This is a genomic window from Sphingomonas molluscorum (genome assembly GCF_039522995.1).
Lineage (GTDB): Bacteria > Pseudomonadota > Alphaproteobacteria > Sphingomonadales > Sphingomonadaceae > Sphingomonas > Sphingomonas molluscorum.
This window is the reverse complement of the sequence record NZ_BAAAEL010000002.1, coordinates 208,820-223,805: the sequence shown is the minus strand read 5'-3', so window position 1 is coordinate 223,805 and position 14,986 is coordinate 208,820. Positions and strand designations below refer to the sequence as shown.

The following is a 14,986-nucleotide window of genomic DNA, read 5'->3' as shown; positions in this document are numbered from 1 at the left end:
AAACGGGCCGCTTCTGTTTCTAGCCCAGGCCGACGGCACTACGCCTTCGGGCGGAACACCATCGCGACGCCGTTCATGCAGTAGCGCTTGCCCGTCGGCTTGGGACCATCATCGAAGACATGGCCGAGATGGCCGGCGCACCGCGCGCAGCGCACCTCGGTGCGCGCCATCCACAGCGAGCGGTCCGACCGCGTCATGACCGCGCCCCGTAGCGGCGCCCAGAAGCTGGGCCAGCCGGTGCCGCTCTCGAACTTGGTGGCGGAGGTGAAGAGCGGCTGACCGCAACCGGCGCAGGCGAAGACGCCCGCGCGCTTCTCCTTGTTGAGCGGGCTCGTATAGGCGCGCTCCGTTCCTTCCTCGCGCAGCACATGATATTGCGCGGGCGTGAGGCGGGCCCGCCACTGCGCGTCGCTGAGCTTGAACGGCGCGGGGGCCGCGTTCCCCGGCGAGGCGGGAAGGCCGACCGCAAGCGCGGTGCCGCCGAGGCCGAGCAGACCCAGCAGGCCGCGGCGATCGAGAGGAGGCTGTGTCATCAGCCGGGAAGATGGGGCGGCGGCCGTGCGGTTTCCAGCCGCCCCAACTACTTAGCGGCCGAGCAGCGCGGCCCAGCGGAACTTGGGGCCTGCCGATTGCAGCACACCGCGGCGGAACAGCCGTGCGCCGATCGTGATCGTCAGCGCCACCCAGAGGACCTGCCAGCCGATCGCCAGCAGGTGCGGCCAGATCTCCGGCCGGTTTGCGGCGCGTGCGGCCATGGCGAAGGGCGAGCTGAAGGGAAACACCTCCGCAAAGGTGGCGACCCAGCTGTGCGGCTTGCCCGCGGCGGTGAGGGACAGCGCAAACATGCCCATCTGGAACAGGGTCAGCGGCAGCGAGAGCATCTGGATCTCGCGCGGGGTGGATGCCTGGGCACCGATGCCGAGGAACACCGCGCCGAGCAGCAGATAGGCCGCGGCAAAATAGGCGGCGAACAGCAGCGCGAACGTCGGCAGCCCGACCGCCGGCGCGAGGCCCGCAAGCGTTGCCGCCTCGCTGCTCGGCAGGAGGGCGCCGACGTTGCCGATCAGCGTACCCCAGAACAGCACGAACAACACCGCGACGCCGAACATGCCGATCAGCTTGCCGAGGAACACCGCCTCCAGCGGCACGGCGGCGGCGAGCACCTCGATCACCTTGTTGGAGCGTTCCTCCGCCATGGTGCCGACCGCCTGGCTGGCGAGGATCAGCGTGACGGCGAACAGCGCGATCACGGCAAAGCCGGCCGCGGTGTTCTTGCCGCCGATCGTGCTGGTCTCGCGCGCCACCTGCTCGAAGCGCGGCTGGCTGATCGGGCCGGTGAGGCCGGCGCGGCCGTCGCGCGCGACCTGTTCGGACAGCATGGCGAGATATTTGGAGCCGCGCGAAACGGCATTGCCATGGACGATGTGCGGTTGCTCCGGCGGGCCATAGAGCACCGCCGGCACGTCACGATCCTGCTGGGCGAGGAGCTTGCGCGCCTGCGCCGCGGGGTCGAGGTCGGGGGTCACCACCTCCAGCGCGGGCGGCAGCGTCTCCTGCGAGAGAAAGCCGCGGGCGAGGCGATCGGCCGCCAGGAAGCGGACGCCGTCGGCCGGGGCGGCGATGGCATAGAGCCGCTCGCGATCCTCGCCGCTCTCGCCGACTGCGCGTGCGCCGAGGCTGCCGAGCGCGCCGAAGCTGGCGAACAGCATGGGGGCGAGCAGGAAGATCAGGAAGGTGGGGGTCAGCACGGTCGCAATAAAGTCGCGGCGGGCGACCGTCAGCGTCTGGCGCAGCATGCGGCCAAGATTGCTCATGCGGGAGTTCCTTCGGCCGCAGCCTTGCCGACGATGCGCACGAACGCGTCGTGGAGCCCCGGGCGTTCGATCGAGAGGCCGGCGATGCCGAAGCCGCCGGCGATGAGGCGGCTGAGCGTCTGCTCCACGCCCTCGTCGGGGACCGAGAAGGTCCAGCCGTCGCCCTGGCGATCGCGCCGCGCGTCCGGCGGCAGCAGCGCGGCGATGCCGTCGCCCGGGTGGTGGGGCACATAATGGGCGCGCATCGGTAGGGTGCCGCGCGCCTCCGCCACGGTGCCTTCGAACCGGCGCTTGCCGCCGGCGATGATCGCCAGGCGGTCGCACAGCCGCTCGGCATGCGCCATTACGTGGGTGGAGAAGAGAATGGTGGCGCCGCGGTCTCGCTCGGCCATGACCAGCCCTTCGAGCCGCTCCTGGTTGACCGGGTCGAGGCCGGAAAAGGGCTCGTCGAGGACCAGGAACTCGGGCTCGTGCACGACGGAGCCGAGCAGCTGCACGAACTGGGCCATGCCCTTGGACAGCTTGCGGATCTTGCTGTCGACCGAGTCGCCCAGGCCCGCGCGCTCCATCATCACGGCCGCACGCTTGCGACCCGTCGCCCAGTCGAGCCCGCGCAACGCCCCCATGAAGGCGATCGCCTCGCGCGCCTTCATGCCCGGGTAGAGCCCGCGCTCCTCGGGCAGATAGCCGACGCGGTCGGAGGCATCGCGCGGCGCGTCGTGCCCAAGCAGGCAACGTTGGCCGGCATCGGGCTCGATGATGCCGAGCAGCATGCGCAGCGTCGTCGTCTTGCCAGCACCATTGGGGCCGAGCACGCCGTAGACGGCGCCGGTCGGGACCTGAAGATCGATGCCGTCGACGACGCGGCGTCCGCCGAAGCGCTTGACCAATCCACTCGCAGTCAGCGCCAGGCCCGTGGCAGCAGCGTTCGACTCCATCCAACCTCCGTACGGCCGGGCGAGGTCATCCCCCCACGCGCTGCCCTTGTTGCACACTGACGTAACGCGTGGCGCACGCAAGGGGTGCTGCGCGCCGCGTCATCGTGGTAGCGGGGCGGCGTGGACCAGCACAAGTCCCTGGAATCGCGCATCCAAGAGAAGGCGGCGGAGCTCGGCTTTGCGGCCTGCGGCTTTGCGCGCGCGGATGCCGCGCCGCAGACGGCCGCCCGGCTGCGGGAGTGGCTGGAGGCGGGCCGGCACGGCAGCATGATCTGGATGGAGGAGCGCGCCCACCACCGCGGCTCGCCCCAGGGATTGTGGCCGGAGGTGCGATCGGTGATCGCGCTCGGCATGAGCTATGCGCCGGCGCGGGACCCGCTGGCGCTCGCCGGGGTGGGGGACCGCGGGCGCATCTCGGTCTATGCGCAGGGCGCCGACTACCACGACGTGGTGAAGAAGGCGCTGAAGGCGCTCGGCCGCTGGCTCGCGAACGAAGCGGGATGCGACCTCAAGGTGTTCGTCGATACCGCGCCGGTGATGGAGAAGCCGCTCGCCGAGGCGGCGGGGCTCGGCTGGCAGGGCAAGCACACCAACCTCTTGAGCCGGGAGTACGGCAGCTGGCTGTTCCTGGGGGCGATCTATACCACGCTCGAGCTGGCACCCGACGCACGTCCGGGGGGAAGCTGCGGATCGTGCGACGCGTGCCAGCGGGCGTGCCCGACCGACGCCTTTCCCGCGCCCTACCAGCTCGATGCACGGCGGTGCGTGAGCTACCTGACGATCGAGCATGCCGGGCCGATTCCGGCGGCGCTGAGGCCCGGCATCGGCAACCGCATCTATGGCTGCGACGATTGCCTGGCGGTGTGCCCGTGGAACAAGTTCGCGGCGACGGCAGCGGCCAATAAGGCGTTCGTGCCCCGCGCCGAACTGGCGGCGCCGCGGCTTGCCGAGTTGATGGCACTGGACGACCCAAGCTTCCGGCAGGTGTTCGCGGGATCGCCGATCAAGCGGATCGGACGCGACCGGATGGTGCGCAACGTGCTGGTGGCGGCGGGGAACAGCGGCGATCCGGCCTTGGCGGCGCCGGTCGCGCGGCTGCTGGACGATCCGGCGCCGGTGGTGCGGGGGGCTGCGGTTTGGGCGCTGGGGCGACTGGATCCGGAGCGCTTTGCCGGCGAGCGTGGTGCGCGGCTGGCCGGGGAAGCGGACGCGGATGTCCGGGCGGAGTGGGGCGCGGACTGAGCGACGGTCTGTCCTTGTCACACCCGTATTCCTGCGCAGGCAGAAATCCAGGGCCAAGCAGGTCAACGGCTTGCGGTGCTTGGAACCCTGGGCTCCTGCCTTCGCAGGAGCACTGTTAAGGGTTCGCAGAGGTCTCGCGTGCGCGGGGATACGAGGTGGGCGTTATGGCGGACGCCTACCGCCCGCCTTCGCGGCGGACGAGGGCTGCGACGCAGCTGGCTCGGTCGATCGGGGCGCCGTTGCGCTGGCGGGCGTCGACATAGGTGACGACCGGCGTGCCGCCGCCCTTGGGCGCGTAGAGATAGGCGTCGAGCACGCAGATGTCGGAGCCGAACTGCATCTTGCGGCCGGCCCCCTCCGTCAGTTCGGCATCGGGCTTTCCGAACAACTTTGTGAGCGCATTGGCCGGCTGGCCCAGGATTCGCTCCAGTCCCACGGCGCTGTAGCTGGCGCTCGGCGGGGGCGGGGGGAGGTTGCCGGGGCCAACGCTGGGCCCCGTCGCGCAGCCGCCCAGCCCCATGCCCAGCACTGCCAGTCCTGCCCAACGCTTCATTTGCCTCGCCTTTCGTGGAACCAATGGGTCGCCATGGCCGCGCCGAGCACCGGCGCGACGAAGTTGACGAACGGGATCAGGAGCAGCCCGGTGCCGGCGAACCCCAGCAGCAGGCGTCCGCCGGCGGTGGTGCGCCGCCATGCGCGCATCGACGGCGCGGGGAGGTGCCGTGCGGCGACCATGTCGCCGAGGTCGCGGCCGAGCAGCCACCCGTTGACCAGGAAGAAGGCGACGGCCGTGCCGACGCCGGTCGCCAGCAGCAGGAGGTAGAGCGGCGCGAGCAGCAGGTTGACGCCGATCACCCGGCCGGCCGAGCCGATCCCCATCGCGGCACCGCGCGCGAACGGCACCGGCCGCGCGCTGGCGAGGGCGGCGGGATAGTGGCGCGCCTCGACCGCGGCGACCACGTCGTCCGCGAAGATGCCGGTCACCGCGATGGCGACGGCGCGGAACAGCAGCCAGCCCAGACCGATGGTCGCGATCGCCGCCGCCGCGGCCGCGAGATCGCCGACGCCAGTTCCCCAGTGGAGGCCGTCCCGCACCAGCGCGCGGGCGCCGAACGCGAGCAGCGCCGCCACGACCAGGAACAGCAGCAGCGTCACCGCGAGCGATTTCGCCAGCACCGCCAGGATGCGCCGGTCGCCGAGCTGGGCGACGGAGAGGAGGAGGGCGCGGATCATGGCGGGGGAATGGGGGGCGCGTGCGCCGGCGTCAACGCGGTTGCACGCACGCACGCAGCTCTTTACCGCGAGGGCGTTTGCGGATCCCGCATTGGAGACTCACTTGACCGAACCCACCTACGACGTTGTCGCGATCGGCAACGCGATCGTCGACATTCTCGCCCAGGCCGAAGATTCGTTCCTGGAAGCAGAAGGCATGAACAAAGGCTCGATGCAGCTGGTGTTCTCGCCGGCCGAGGCCGACGCGCTCTATGCCAAGATGGGGCCGGGCCGCGAGGTTTCGGGCGGGTCGGCGGCGAACACCGTCGCGGGGATCGCGGCGCTGGGCGGCAAGTGCGGCTTCATCGGCCAGGTCGCCGACGACCAGCTCGGCAAGGTGTTCGCGCATGACGTGCAGGCGGTCGGCATCCGCTTCGACACCGCGGCGCGGGCGGGCGATCCGACCACGGCGCGCTGCCTGATCTTCGTGACGCCGGACGGCCAGCGCACGATGAACACCTTCCTGGGCGCCTCGCAGTTCCTGCCCGAGGCGGCGCTCGACCGGCAGATGATCGCGGATGCGGCGATTCTGTACCTGGAGGGCTATCTTTGGGATCCGGAGGAGCCGCGCCAGGCGATGCGCGCGGCGATCGAGGTTGCGCGTGGGGCCGGCCGCAAGGTCGCCTTCACCCTGTCGGACGTGTTCTGCATCTCGCGCCACGGCGACGATTTCCGCACGCTGCTGGCCGAGGGCATGATCGACATCCTGTTCGCGAACGAGAACGAACTGCTGGCGCTTGCGCAGGGCGACGACTTCGAGAATGCCGTCGCCAAGGTCGCGCCGCAGGTGCCGACGCTGGTGGTGACGCGCAGCGAGCGCGGCGCGATCGCGATCGTGGACGGCGAGCGGGTCGCGGTGCCGGCCGAGCCGGTTGCGGCGGTGGTCGACACGACCGGTGCGGGCGACCTGTTCGCCGCGGGCTTCCTCCATGGCCAGGCACAGGGCCGCAGCGTCACGGACTCGCTCCGCATGGGCGCGATCTGCGCGGCGGAGATCATCTCCCATTACGGTGCGCGCCCGAACGTCGACCTCAAGAAGCTGATCGCCGACAAGCTCGGCTGAGGGGTGGGGCTCACGCCTAACATGGCAGTCAAGGCGTACTACGGTACACTGCTGTAGCCCGCAGGTGCACTCCTGCGGGCCCTACCTACCTCATCCATTCCCTTCTCAGGCTTCCCGCGCCCGGCTCGCATCATCGAGTCCGGTCCGGTTTCAACTGAGTCAGGCCAAACCGTGTATAGCATGGCCCAGTTTGTAACCCGCCGAGTGGGCGGAAAAGGCAGCGGCCTTGCTCAGTCCCCACAGTACCTCGGCCGTATGAATGTGTAGGGATGCGAATGTGAACAAGCTGAATAGTGCCAGATCTTTGTAAGCACTGCTTGATAGAAACTCTGGAAGCCCTTGCCGTAAGTCAACACGAAGCACGTGCGCAAAACATACAGCTGCAATAAAGAAAATCGGTATCGCCTCAGGGCAGAGATACTGCATCAATATGCTGATCGATGCAGCTGTTAGTAGGGCGATGATCACGAAGGCCGAAGGCGACACACCTCGAAGCATCTTGTGAAACCTCATTTACGTAAACTGCTCACCGAGCCGGTCTCTCAAATATGTTAGCCGGCAATCCATACGCGGCGAGGCCTAGTTCGTAGTCCGCGACACTCGCTGCATCAACAATCTCTAGGCGCAGCGCCGGCGCAACGATTGCGTCGGTTGCGGAGTTGGGGAGCGAAACTTGGCCCCGAGTTTGTCAGAATGAGGGATGCCGGACAAACGAAAAGGGCCGGAGGAGCGATCCTCCGGCCCTTCTTGTTTCTGGCCTCAGCGGGTGCCGGGGACGGGAGGATCGACCTCCTCATAGGCGGTGTGCTCGGGCACATCGACGAGCCCGCGGCCCAGGTGGCTCTTGCGGAAGCCATAGGCGAAGTAGAGCACCAGGCCGATCGCACCCCAGCCCGGCAGCACCAGCTTCGCGTCCGGCGGCAGGAACCAGTAGAGCACCACGCAGCCGATCATGGTGAGCGGCGCCACCACGAAGAGCAGCGGAGCCCGGAACGGGCGGCGGCGGGTCGGCTCGGTCTTGCGCAGGCGCATCACCGCGATCGCCACCATGAAGAAGGCGAACAGCGTGCCGGCATTGGCGATGTCGGCGAGCTTGCCGACCGGCAGGAACGCCGCCGCAAAGGTGACGCCCAGGCCGGTGATGATGGTGATGACGTGCGGCGTCTTCCACTTCGGGTGGATGGTCGACAGCTTCTCCGGAAGGAGGCCGTCGCGCGCCATCACGAAGAACATGCGCGTCTGGCCATAGATCATGACCAGGATCACCGACGGCAGCGCCAGGAAGGCGGCGAGACCGATCAGGTTGCCGACGTTGAGGTAGCCGATCTGGCGCAGGACGTGGGCGAGGGCTTCCTTGGAGCAGGACAGCGGCTCGGCCGCGGCGGCGCTGATCGCGGCGCAGCGGGCGGCGAGCTCGGTCGAGCCGGGCGCCAGCCAGCTGCCGTCGGCGGCGGTCACGGGCTGCGAACCGATCGGCGAGCCGATCGCGCCGGCGGCCACCAGCATGTAGAAGACGGTGCAGATGGCCAGGCTTCCGATCAGGCCGATCGGCACGTTGCGCTGCGGGTTCTTGGTCTCCTCGGCCGCGGTGGAAACCGCGTCGAAGCCCACATAGGCGAAGAAGATCGAGGCGGCGGCGCCGATCACGCCTGCGCCCGAGCCATCGCCCCAGCCCTGCGGCATGAACGGCTCGAAGTTCTCCATCTGCATGACAGGAAGCGAGAGGATGATGAAGGCGGTGAGCGCCGTCACCTTGATCGCGACCAGCACCGCATTGACCTTGGCGCTTTCGCTGGTGCCGACGACCAAGAGGGCGGTGATCAGCAGCGCGATCACGACCGCGGGCAGGTTGATGATGCCGCCGGCATAGGGGCCGGCGATGATCTCTTGCGGCAGGGTGATGCCGAACCAGCCCCCCAGCTGGCCGACGAAATAGCCGGACCAGCCGACCGACACGGCCGAAGCCGCCACCGCATATTCGAGGATCAGCGCCCAGCCGACCATCCAGGCGAGCAATTCGCCCATCACCGCATAGGTGTAGGTGTAGGCGGAGCCGGAGACCGGCACCATCGAGGCGAGCTCGGAATAGCAGAGTGCGGCAACGGCACAGACGGCGCCTGCGATGACGAAGGAGATCATCATGCCCGGGCCGGCCTTTTGCGCGGCCTCTGCGGTGAGCACGAAGATACCCGTGCCGATGATGGCGCCGACGCCGAGCAGCGTGAGCTGCAGCGCGCCGAGCGAGCGATGGAGCGACTTTTTCTCGGCAGTCGCTAGAATGGCGTCGAGTGGTTTGACGCGCCCGAAGATCATGCGGTTTTCCCCTGAACCGGTTCGTTTCGCAGCCGCGAAAGTGTGGAGCGTAAAGCTAAATCAAGCGCGCGCAAAGCGAATCCCTGCGGCGGCGCGGTGCCTCGCTCAGCGCGCCAGCATCGGCCCGAGCGGCTGGCCGCCGAACAGATGGACGTGCAGGTGCGGCACTTCTTGCCCCGCATCACCGCCGACATTGGCGAGCAGGCGGTAGCCCGGCGCCACCAGCCCATGCTCGCGCGCGACATGGCCGACCGCGCGGACGAAGCCGGCGATCTCGGCATCGGGCGCACGGGCGCTGAAATCGTCCCACGAGACATAGGCGCCCTTGGGGATCACCAGCACATGGGTCGGCGCCTGCGGGGATATGTCTCGAAAGGCGAGGGCGAAATCGTCCTCATAGACCCGCTTGGCCGGGATCTCGCCGCGCAGGATCCGCGCGAAGATGTTGCTGTCGTCGTAGGGAAGCGTGGCGTCCATCGGCATGGAAGGTCCTTTGCGCGTCAGCGGGGGCGGGCGGCCTTTTCGGCAATGCCCGACAAGCCCTCGCGCCGGTGGAGTTCGGCGCGCACGTCGTCGAGCGACAGGCCGGCGTCGGCGAGCAGCACCAGCAGGTGGAAGAGGAGATCGGCGGACTCGGACACCAGCCCTTGGCGATCATCGGCAATCGCGGCGATCACGGTCTCCACCGCTTCCTCGCCGACCTTCTGGGCGATCTTGGCGCGGCCGCGGCTGTGGAGCTTGGCGACATAGGAGGTCGCAGGATCGCCGCCCAGACGGGTGCGGATCACGGCCTGGAGCTGGTCGAGCGGGTCGGTGTCTGCCATCGCGCCCGCTTTCCCGTGCGCCGCGCCCAAGTCAATCCCGCGGCGGCCTGCGACGCGCGCGCAGGGCGCGGCGCGCGATCCAGAGGCCGGCGGCGGCGACGAGGAACAGCGCCACGTCGGAGGGGGCGAAGCCGGTGCGCTCTGCTGCGACGCCCGTGTGGGCGGCAAGGGCGGGCAGGGGCATGAGGAGGAGGAGCGGGGCGAAGCGCATGGGCGTTGTGTAAAGTAGAGCAGGGCGGAGCTGAAGTGCTTCCGGCCTCCTTCCCGTATCCCGGCCTTCGCTGGGGTGCGATGTACCGTTCGCGGCACATCTGCCGTGCTCCTGCGCAGGCAGGAGCCCAGGGTACCGCGCGCTGACAGCCGTTGCTCTGCTGGACCCTGGATCCCCGCCTGCGCGGGGATACGGAAGTGGGGCACGTTGCGGGACTCGCGGGCGGCCGCATCGGGGTATGCGCGCTCGAAGCGGGACTAGTGCGTCCCGCGCACGGCAACGCCGGCAGCGGCAAGCGCGGCGCGCGCGTCGGCGATGCTGGCTTCGCCGAAGTGGAAGATCGAGGCGGCGAGCACGGCGCTGGCGTGACCCTCGACCACGCCGGCCACCAGGTCGTCCAGCTTGCCGACGCCGCCGGACGCCACCACCGGCACGTCGCTCGCGTCCGCGATCGCGCGGGTGAGGGCGAGGTCGTAGCCGTCGCGGGTGCCGTCGCGGTCCATCGAGGTCACGAGCAGCTCGCCCGCGCCGAAGCCGGCCAGGCGGGCGGCATGCTCCAGCGCGTCGATGCCGGTCGCGCGGCGGCCGCCGTGGGTGAAGACTTCCCAGCGGCCGGGCTCGACCTGACGCGCGTCGATCGAGGCGGTGACGCATTGGCTGCCGAAGCGATCGGCGATCTCGGCCACCACTTCCGGCCGGGCGACGGCGGCGGAATTGACCGCGACCTTGTCCGCGCCCGCCAGCAACAGCGCGCGGGCGTCGCCGGCGGAGCGGACGCCGCCGCCGACCGTGAGCGGCATGAAGCAGACCTCGGCGGTGCGGCGGACCACGTCGACGATGGTGTCGCGGCCCTCGTGGCTCGCCCCGATGTCGAGGAAGCACAGCTCGTCGGCGCCGGCGAGGTCATAGGCGCGTGCCTGCTCGACCGGGTCGCCGGCGTCGCGCAGGTCGACGAAGTTGACGCCCTTGACCACGCGCCCGGCGTGGACGTCCAGGCAGGGGATGATACGGACGCGGACGGTCATGCGGCGACCCGCAGCGCCTCGGCGAGGTCGAGGCGGCCGTCGTAGAGCGCGCGGCCGGTGATCACGCCCTCGATGCCGGGCTTGCCGCGCAGCTGGTGAATGTCGTCGATGCCCGCGACGCCGCCGCTGGCGATCACCGGGATGCCGGCCTCGGCCGCGAGCGCGGCGGTGGCGGCGACGTTGCAGCCCTTGAGCAGGCCGTCGCGGCCGACATCGGTAAAGAGCAGGGCGGCGACGCCTGCATCCTCGAACCGGCGGGCGAGGTCGGCGACGGTGACGGTGGACACGTCGGCCCAGCCGCGGGTCGCGACGAGTCCGTCCCGCGCATCCACTGCCACGACAATGCGGCCGGGCAGCGCGCGGGCGGCGTCGCGGACCAGATCCGGGTTCTCGAGCGCGGCCGTGCCGATCACCACGCGGGCGACGCCGAGTTCGAGCCAACTATCGATCGCGGCGCGGGTGCGGATGCCGCCGCCCAGCTGCACGCGGCCGGGGAAGGCGCGGACCGCGCTCGCGACCGCCTCGCCGTTGACCGAGTCCCCGGCAAAGGCGCCGTCGAGGTCGACGACATGGAGATGGTCGGCGCCGGCCTCGGCAAAGGCGCGGGCCTGGGCGGCGGGATCGTCGCCGTAGATGGTGGCGCGGTCCATGTCGCCTTCGGCCAGCCGGACGACCTGGCCGCGCTTGAGATCGATCGCGGGGAAGACGATCAGCCGGTCGGTCACGGTTGCCATGCGAGGAATCTCTCCAGCAGCGCGATGCCGTAGCGCTGGCTCTTTTCGGGGTGGAACTGGACGCCGAGCAGATTGTCGCGGCCGATCGCCGCGGTCACCGGCTGCCCGTGGGTGGTGGTGGCGACGACGCCGTCGCCTTCAAAGGCATAGCTGTGCAGGAAATAGGCCTCGCCCGGCTGGACGATCGGGTGGTCGCCCAAGGGGACCACGTCGTTCCAGCCCATGTGCGGCACGCGCGCTTGCCGGCTTGCCTCCAGCTTGCGCACGGTCCCGGGCAGCCAGCCGAGGCCGGCGTGGGTGCCGAACTCCTCGCCCTCGGTCGCCATCAGCTGCATGCCGACGCACACGCCCAGGAACGGCACACCGCCGTGCAGCGCGCGCTCCTCCATTGCCTCAATCATGCCGGGCACGGCGGCGAGCCCGTCGATGCAGGCGCGAAAGGCGCCGACGCCGGGCAGGACGATGCGGTCGGCGCGGCGCACCACCTCCGCATCGGCGGTGATCGCCATGTCGGCGACGCCGGCGGCTTTGAGCGCGTTGGCGACCGAGTGGAGGTTACCCGCGCCATAATCGATCAGCGCGAGGGTCATGCGAGCAGAGCGCCGACCTCGGCGCTGGCGATGGCGGCGGTGAAGCCGACGAGTTCGAGCGTGGCCGCGCCCTCGATGAGGTACGGATCGGTGCGGGCGATCGCCTCCACGGCCTCGGCCTCACCGCGGTACAGCATCACGCCGCCCGTCGCCGAGGCACGGCGGCCGGCGAGCAGCACCTCGCCCGCGTCGATGCGCGCGCTGATCCACTCCAGGTGGCGCGGGCGCAGCGCGTCGATCTCCTCGATCGGCTTCACATAGGTGAGCAGCGCGAGGACCAGCGGCTGGTTGGGGCGGGCGGGGGTCACAGGACACCCTTGGTCGACGGCACGGCATCGGCCTTGCGCGGGTCGATCTCGGTCGCGGTGCGAAGCGCGCGTGCCAGCCCCTTGAAGATGCTCTCGGCGATGTGGTGGTTGTTGGTGCCGTAGAGCGTCTCGACGTGGAGCGTGATGCCCGCCGCCTGTGCGAAGCTGTGACAGAAATGCTCGAACATCTCGGTATCCATGGTGCCGAGCTGCGCCTGGGTGAAGCGCGACTTCCAGACCAGCCAGGGGCGGCCGGAGATGTCGAGCGCGACTCGGGTCAGCGTCTCGTCCATTGGCGACAGCGCCTCGCCGTAGCGGCGGATGCCGCGCTTGTCGCCGAGTGCCTGGGCGAACGCCTGGCCGATGGCGATGCCGGTGTCCTCGACGGTGTGGTGCGCATCGATGTGCAGGTCGCCCCTCGTGCGGACGGTCAGGTCGATCAGCGAATGCCGCGAGAGCTGCTCGAGCATGTGATCGAAGAAGCCGACCCCGGTCTGCACGTCATAGACGCCGGTGCCGTCCAGGTTGACGGTCACCTCGATCGAGGTTTCGCTGGTCGAGCGGGTGATGGTGCCAGTGCGCATGATCGTCCCCATAGCGCCGCCCGTCGCGCAAGCAACGCAACGAATCTTGACCGCACCCGAAACCCCGCTACCCAAGGCGCATGAACGCTCAAGTGCCCGACAGCCTGATCCCCTATGACGAGATCGTGCAGGATGCCCTGCGCGCCGTCGTCGGCCGCGTGCTGGGGCAAGTCGCCTCCAATGGCGGCCTGCCGGGCGACCATCATTTCTACATCACCTTCAAGACGCAGGCAGCCGGGGTCGACATCCCCAAGCGGCTGGTCGAGCGCTTCCCGGACGAGATGACGATCGTCATCCAGCACCGCTTCTGGGACCTGACGGTGGATGCGTCGCGCTTCTCGGTGGGGCTGAGCTTCAACCAGATCCCGTCGACGCTGATCATTCCGTTCTCCGCGATCACCGGTTTCCACGACCCGGCGGTCAATTTCGAGCTGCGCTTCCAGGCGGCCGAGGGCCCCGACGGCGGACCCGAACCGCATGATCCGGCCGAGAACGACGGCCCGCAGGCGAAGCCGGTCGAGGACGGGTCGAACGTCGTCGCCGTGGACTTCAAGCGCAAGAAGTAAGCCGTCGGTGCGCGGCCGGTGCAACAAGCCGGCCGCTCCCGGCGTTGTCGGACCATGAGCACCGACAGCACGCGCACCGAAACCGACTCGATCGGCGCGATCGAGGTCCCCGCAACCGCCTATTGGGGCGCCCAGACCCAGCGATCGATCGAGAACTTCCCGTTCGGATCGACCGAGCGCATGCCGATCGGCATCGTCCATGCCCAGGCGATCGTGAAGCAGGCGGCGGCGCGGGTGAACCGCAAGCACGGCCTGGACGCCAAGGTGGTCGACGCGATCGAGGCGGCAGCGCAGGAGATCGTCGCCGGCAAGCTCGACGACCAGTTCCCGCTGGTGATCTGGCAGACCGGCAGCGGCACCCAGACCAACATGAACGTCAACGAGGTGATCGCCGGCCGCGCCAATGAGGTGCTGAGCGGCGCTCGCGGCGGCAAGTCGCCGGTCCACCCGAACGATCATGTCAACATGAGCCAGTCTTCGAACGACAGCTTCCCGACCGCGCTGCACGTCGCCACCGCGATCGCCACGCGCGACGCGCTGCTGCCGGCGCTCGACCGGCTGACCGCCTCGCTCGCTGCCAAGGCCGAGGCGTGGGATCATATCGTCAAGATCGGTCGCACCCACACCCAGGACGCGACGCCGTTGACGCTGGGGCAGGAGTTTTCGGGCTATGCGGCGCAGCTGGTGAGTTGCAAGGCGCGGATCGAGGGTGCACTCAACGGCAACATCCGCAAGCTCGCGATCGGCGGCACGGCGGTCGGCACCGGGCTCAATGCGCCCGAGGGCTGGGCCGAGGACATGACGGCGGCGATCAGCGACATCGCCGGCACGCAGTTCGAAAGCGCGCCCAACAAGTTCGAGCAGCTGGCGGCCAAGGACGGGCTGGTGTTCTTCTCGGGCGCGCTCAACACGCTGGCAGTGGCGCTCAACAAGATCGCCAACGACATCCGCTTCCTGGGCTCTGGCCCGCGTTCGGGGCTGGGCGAGCTGTCGCTGCCGGCCAACGAGCCGGGCAGTTCGATCATGCCGGGCAAGGTGAACCCGACCCAGGCCGAGTCGCTGACGATGGTGGCGGCGCAGGTGATCGGCAATCACCAGGCGGTGACCGTCGGCGGCATGCAGGGGCATTTCGAGCTGAACGTGTTCATGCCGCTGATCGGCGCGAACGTGCTGCGTTCGATCCACCTGCTCGCCACCGGCATGACGAGCTTCGCCGAGCGCTGCGTCGACGGGACGGTGGCGAACGAGCAGCAGATCGCCGATCTGGTCGGCCGCTCTCTGATGCTGGTGACCGCGCTGGCACCGGTGATCGGGTACGACGACGCGGCCAAGATCGCCAAGAACGCGCACGAGAAGGGGCTGACGCTGAAGGAAAGCGGGCTGGCGCTGGGGTTGGTCGATGAGGCGACGTTCGACCAGTATGTGAAGCCGGAGACGATGGTCGGGCGGTAAGGGCCGGGCAGGACCTGCATTTCCTCAACCCCGTTTGCCTCGAGTAGCCG

The 14,986-nt window shown here is 69.3% G+C and carries 18 protein-coding genes; 4 read left to right on the top strand and 14 right to left on the bottom strand.

Going from position 1 to position 14,986, the window contains the following annotated elements; all coding sequences use genetic code 11:
- Positions 1 to 38: 38 nt before the first annotated feature.
- From msrB to ABDZ92_RS05575, 3 genes are read right to left on the bottom strand one after another with little or no spacing between them, the layout of a single operon-like run.
- Positions 39 to 533: a peptide-methionine (R)-S-oxide reductase MsrB gene (gene msrB / locus ABDZ92_RS05585; protein WP_125959868.1), complete on the bottom strand. Its 495-nt coding sequence runs from the start codon at positions 531 to 533 to the stop codon at positions 39 to 41.
- Between the two features lie 51 nt (positions 534 to 584).
- Positions 585 to 1,814, bottom strand: a complete 1,230-nt coding sequence (locus ABDZ92_RS05580) for an ABC transporter permease (protein WP_125959867.1) — start codon at positions 1,812 to 1,814, stop codon at positions 585 to 587.
- Entirely contained in the window at positions 1,811 to 2,752 is a 942-nt protein-coding gene (locus ABDZ92_RS05575) for an ABC transporter ATP-binding protein (protein WP_125959866.1), read from the bottom strand. The genes ABDZ92_RS05580 and ABDZ92_RS05575 overlap by 4 nt, the downstream gene beginning before the upstream one ends.
- Positions 2,753 to 2,872: 120 nt before the next feature.
- Here ABDZ92_RS05575 and queG point away from each other — a divergent pair, with 120 nt between their 5' ends.
- On the top strand, positions 2,873 to 3,994 hold the full coding sequence (gene queG, locus ABDZ92_RS05570; protein ID WP_125959865.1) for a tRNA epoxyqueuosine(34) reductase QueG: 1,122 nt from the start codon (positions 2,873 to 2,875) through the stop codon (positions 3,992 to 3,994).
- A 175-nt stretch (positions 3,995 to 4,169) separates the two neighbouring features.
- On the opposite strand, the gene ABDZ92_RS05565 is transcribed toward queG, so the two are convergent.
- Positions 4,170 to 4,547: a hypothetical protein gene (locus tag ABDZ92_RS05565; protein WP_125959864.1), complete on the bottom strand. Its 378-nt coding sequence runs from the start codon at positions 4,545 to 4,547 to the stop codon at positions 4,170 to 4,172.
- Positions 4,544 to 5,227: an EI24 domain-containing protein gene (locus tag ABDZ92_RS05560; RefSeq protein WP_125959941.1), complete on the bottom strand. Its 684-nt coding sequence runs from the start codon at positions 5,225 to 5,227 to the stop codon at positions 4,544 to 4,546. Before ABDZ92_RS05560 ends, ABDZ92_RS05565 begins: the two co-directional genes overlap by 4 nt.
- Positions 5,228 to 5,330: 103 nt before the next feature.
- Between ABDZ92_RS05560 and ABDZ92_RS05555 the strand changes: the two genes are divergently transcribed.
- Entirely contained in the window at positions 5,331 to 6,329 is a 999-nt protein-coding gene (locus tag ABDZ92_RS05555; protein WP_125959863.1) for an adenosine kinase, read from the top strand.
- Positions 6,330 to 7,088: 759 nt separating this feature from the next.
- On the opposite strand, the gene ABDZ92_RS05550 is transcribed toward ABDZ92_RS05555, so the two are convergent.
- The 9 genes from ABDZ92_RS05550 to hisB all read right to left on the bottom strand — a co-directional run bounded on the left by ABDZ92_RS05550 (position 7,089) and on the right by hisB (position 12,918).
- Positions 7,089 to 8,642, bottom strand: coding sequence for an amino acid permease (locus ABDZ92_RS05550; RefSeq protein ID WP_125959862.1), 1,554 nt, complete (start codon positions 8,640 to 8,642; stop codon positions 7,089 to 7,091).
- Between the two features lie 105 nt (positions 8,643 to 8,747).
- Positions 8,748 to 9,125 (bottom strand): histidine triad nucleotide-binding protein, encoded by a 378-nt coding sequence (locus ABDZ92_RS05545; protein WP_125959861.1) that lies wholly within the window; start codon positions 9,123 to 9,125, stop codon positions 8,748 to 8,750.
- Between the two features lie 17 nt (positions 9,126 to 9,142).
- On the bottom strand, positions 9,143 to 9,466 hold the full coding sequence (locus tag ABDZ92_RS05540; protein ID WP_125959860.1) for a phosphoribosyl-ATP diphosphatase: 324 nt from the start codon (positions 9,464 to 9,466) through the stop codon (positions 9,143 to 9,145).
- 31 nt (positions 9,467 to 9,497) lie between these two features.
- Positions 9,498 to 9,677: a hypothetical protein gene (locus ABDZ92_RS05535; RefSeq protein ID WP_125959859.1), complete on the bottom strand. Its 180-nt coding sequence runs from the start codon at positions 9,675 to 9,677 to the stop codon at positions 9,498 to 9,500.
- 257 nt (positions 9,678 to 9,934) lie between these two features.
- A complete protein-coding gene (hisF, locus tag ABDZ92_RS05530) occupies positions 9,935 to 10,702 on the bottom strand; it encodes an imidazole glycerol phosphate synthase subunit HisF (protein ID WP_125959858.1) in 768 nt (255 codons plus the stop codon).
- A complete protein-coding gene (hisA, locus tag ABDZ92_RS05525) occupies positions 10,699 to 11,436 on the bottom strand; it encodes a 1-(5-phosphoribosyl)-5-[(5-phosphoribosylamino)methylideneamino]imidazole-4-carboxamide isomerase (RefSeq protein WP_125959857.1) in 738 nt (245 codons plus the stop codon). Before hisA ends, hisF begins: the two co-directional genes overlap by 4 nt.
- Entirely contained in the window at positions 11,424 to 12,026 is a 603-nt protein-coding gene (gene hisH, locus ABDZ92_RS05520) for an imidazole glycerol phosphate synthase subunit HisH (protein ID WP_125959856.1), read from the bottom strand. The genes hisA and hisH overlap by 13 nt, the downstream gene beginning before the upstream one ends.
- Positions 12,023 to 12,334: a YciI family protein gene (locus ABDZ92_RS05515; protein WP_206432154.1), complete on the bottom strand. Its 312-nt coding sequence runs from the start codon at positions 12,332 to 12,334 to the stop codon at positions 12,023 to 12,025. The genes hisH and ABDZ92_RS05515 overlap by 4 nt, the downstream gene beginning before the upstream one ends.
- The gene (gene hisB, locus ABDZ92_RS05510; protein WP_125959855.1) at positions 12,331 to 12,918 is read right to left on the bottom strand and encodes an imidazoleglycerol-phosphate dehydratase HisB; all 588 of its coding nucleotides are present in this window, start codon (positions 12,916 to 12,918) and stop codon (positions 12,331 to 12,333) included. Before hisB ends, ABDZ92_RS05515 begins: the two co-directional genes overlap by 4 nt.
- Before the next feature lie 80 nt (positions 12,919 to 12,998).
- Between hisB and ABDZ92_RS05505 the strand changes: the two genes are divergently transcribed.
- On the top strand, positions 12,999 to 13,484 hold the full coding sequence (locus ABDZ92_RS05505; RefSeq protein ID WP_125959854.1) for an SspB family protein: 486 nt from the start codon (positions 12,999 to 13,001) through the stop codon (positions 13,482 to 13,484).
- A gap of 54 nt (positions 13,485 to 13,538) precedes the next feature.
- Entirely contained in the window at positions 13,539 to 14,936 is a 1,398-nt protein-coding gene (gene fumC, locus ABDZ92_RS05500) for a class II fumarate hydratase (RefSeq protein ID WP_125959853.1), read from the top strand.
- The last annotated feature ends 50 nt before the right edge of the window (positions 14,937 to 14,986 follow it).

Bases quoted from the DNA above. Each gene is read 5' to 3' on its own strand.
- msrB (WP_125959868.1), bottom strand. From the start codon at position 533: ATGACACAGCCTCCTCTCGATCGCCGCGGCCTGCTGGGTCTGCTCGGC.
- ABDZ92_RS05580 (WP_125959867.1), bottom strand. From the start codon at position 1,814: ATGAGCAATCTTGGCCGCATGCTGCGCCAGACGCTGACGGTCGCCCGC.
- ABDZ92_RS05575 (WP_125959866.1), bottom strand. From the start codon at position 2,752: ATGGAGTCGAACGCTGCTGCCACGGGCCTGGCGCTGACTGCGAGTGGA.
- ABDZ92_RS05565 (WP_125959864.1), bottom strand. From the start codon at position 4,547: ATGAAGCGTTGGGCAGGACTGGCAGTGCTGGGCATGGGGCTGGGCGGC.
- ABDZ92_RS05560 (WP_125959941.1), bottom strand. From the start codon at position 5,227: ATGATCCGCGCCCTCCTCCTCTCCGTCGCCCAGCTCGGCGACCGGCGC.
- ABDZ92_RS05550 (WP_125959862.1), bottom strand. From the start codon at position 8,642: ATGATCTTCGGGCGCGTCAAACCACTCGACGCCATTCTAGCGACTGCC.
- ABDZ92_RS05545 (WP_125959861.1), bottom strand. From the start codon at position 9,125: ATGCCGATGGACGCCACGCTTCCCTACGACGACAGCAACATCTTCGCG.
- ABDZ92_RS05540 (WP_125959860.1), bottom strand. From the start codon at position 9,466: ATGGCAGACACCGACCCGCTCGACCAGCTCCAGGCCGTGATCCGCACC.
- ABDZ92_RS05535 (WP_125959859.1), bottom strand. From the start codon at position 9,677: ATGCGCTTCGCCCCGCTCCTCCTCCTCATGCCCCTGCCCGCCCTTGCC.
- hisF (WP_125959858.1), bottom strand. From the start codon at position 10,702: ATGACCGTCCGCGTCCGTATCATCCCCTGCCTGGACGTCCACGCCGGG.
- hisA (WP_125959857.1), bottom strand. From the start codon at position 11,436: ATGGCAACCGTGACCGACCGGCTGATCGTCTTCCCCGCGATCGATCTC.
- hisH (WP_125959856.1), bottom strand. From the start codon at position 12,026: ATGACCCTCGCGCTGATCGATTATGGCGCGGGTAACCTCCACTCGGTC.
- hisB (WP_125959855.1), bottom strand. From the start codon at position 12,918: ATGCGCACTGGCACCATCACCCGCTCGACCAGCGAAACCTCGATCGAG.
- ABDZ92_RS05505 (WP_125959854.1), top strand. From the start codon at position 12,999: ATGAACGCTCAAGTGCCCGACAGCCTGATCCCCTATGACGAGATCGTG.
- fumC (WP_125959853.1), top strand. From the start codon at position 13,539: ATGAGCACCGACAGCACGCGCACCGAAACCGACTCGATCGGCGCGATC.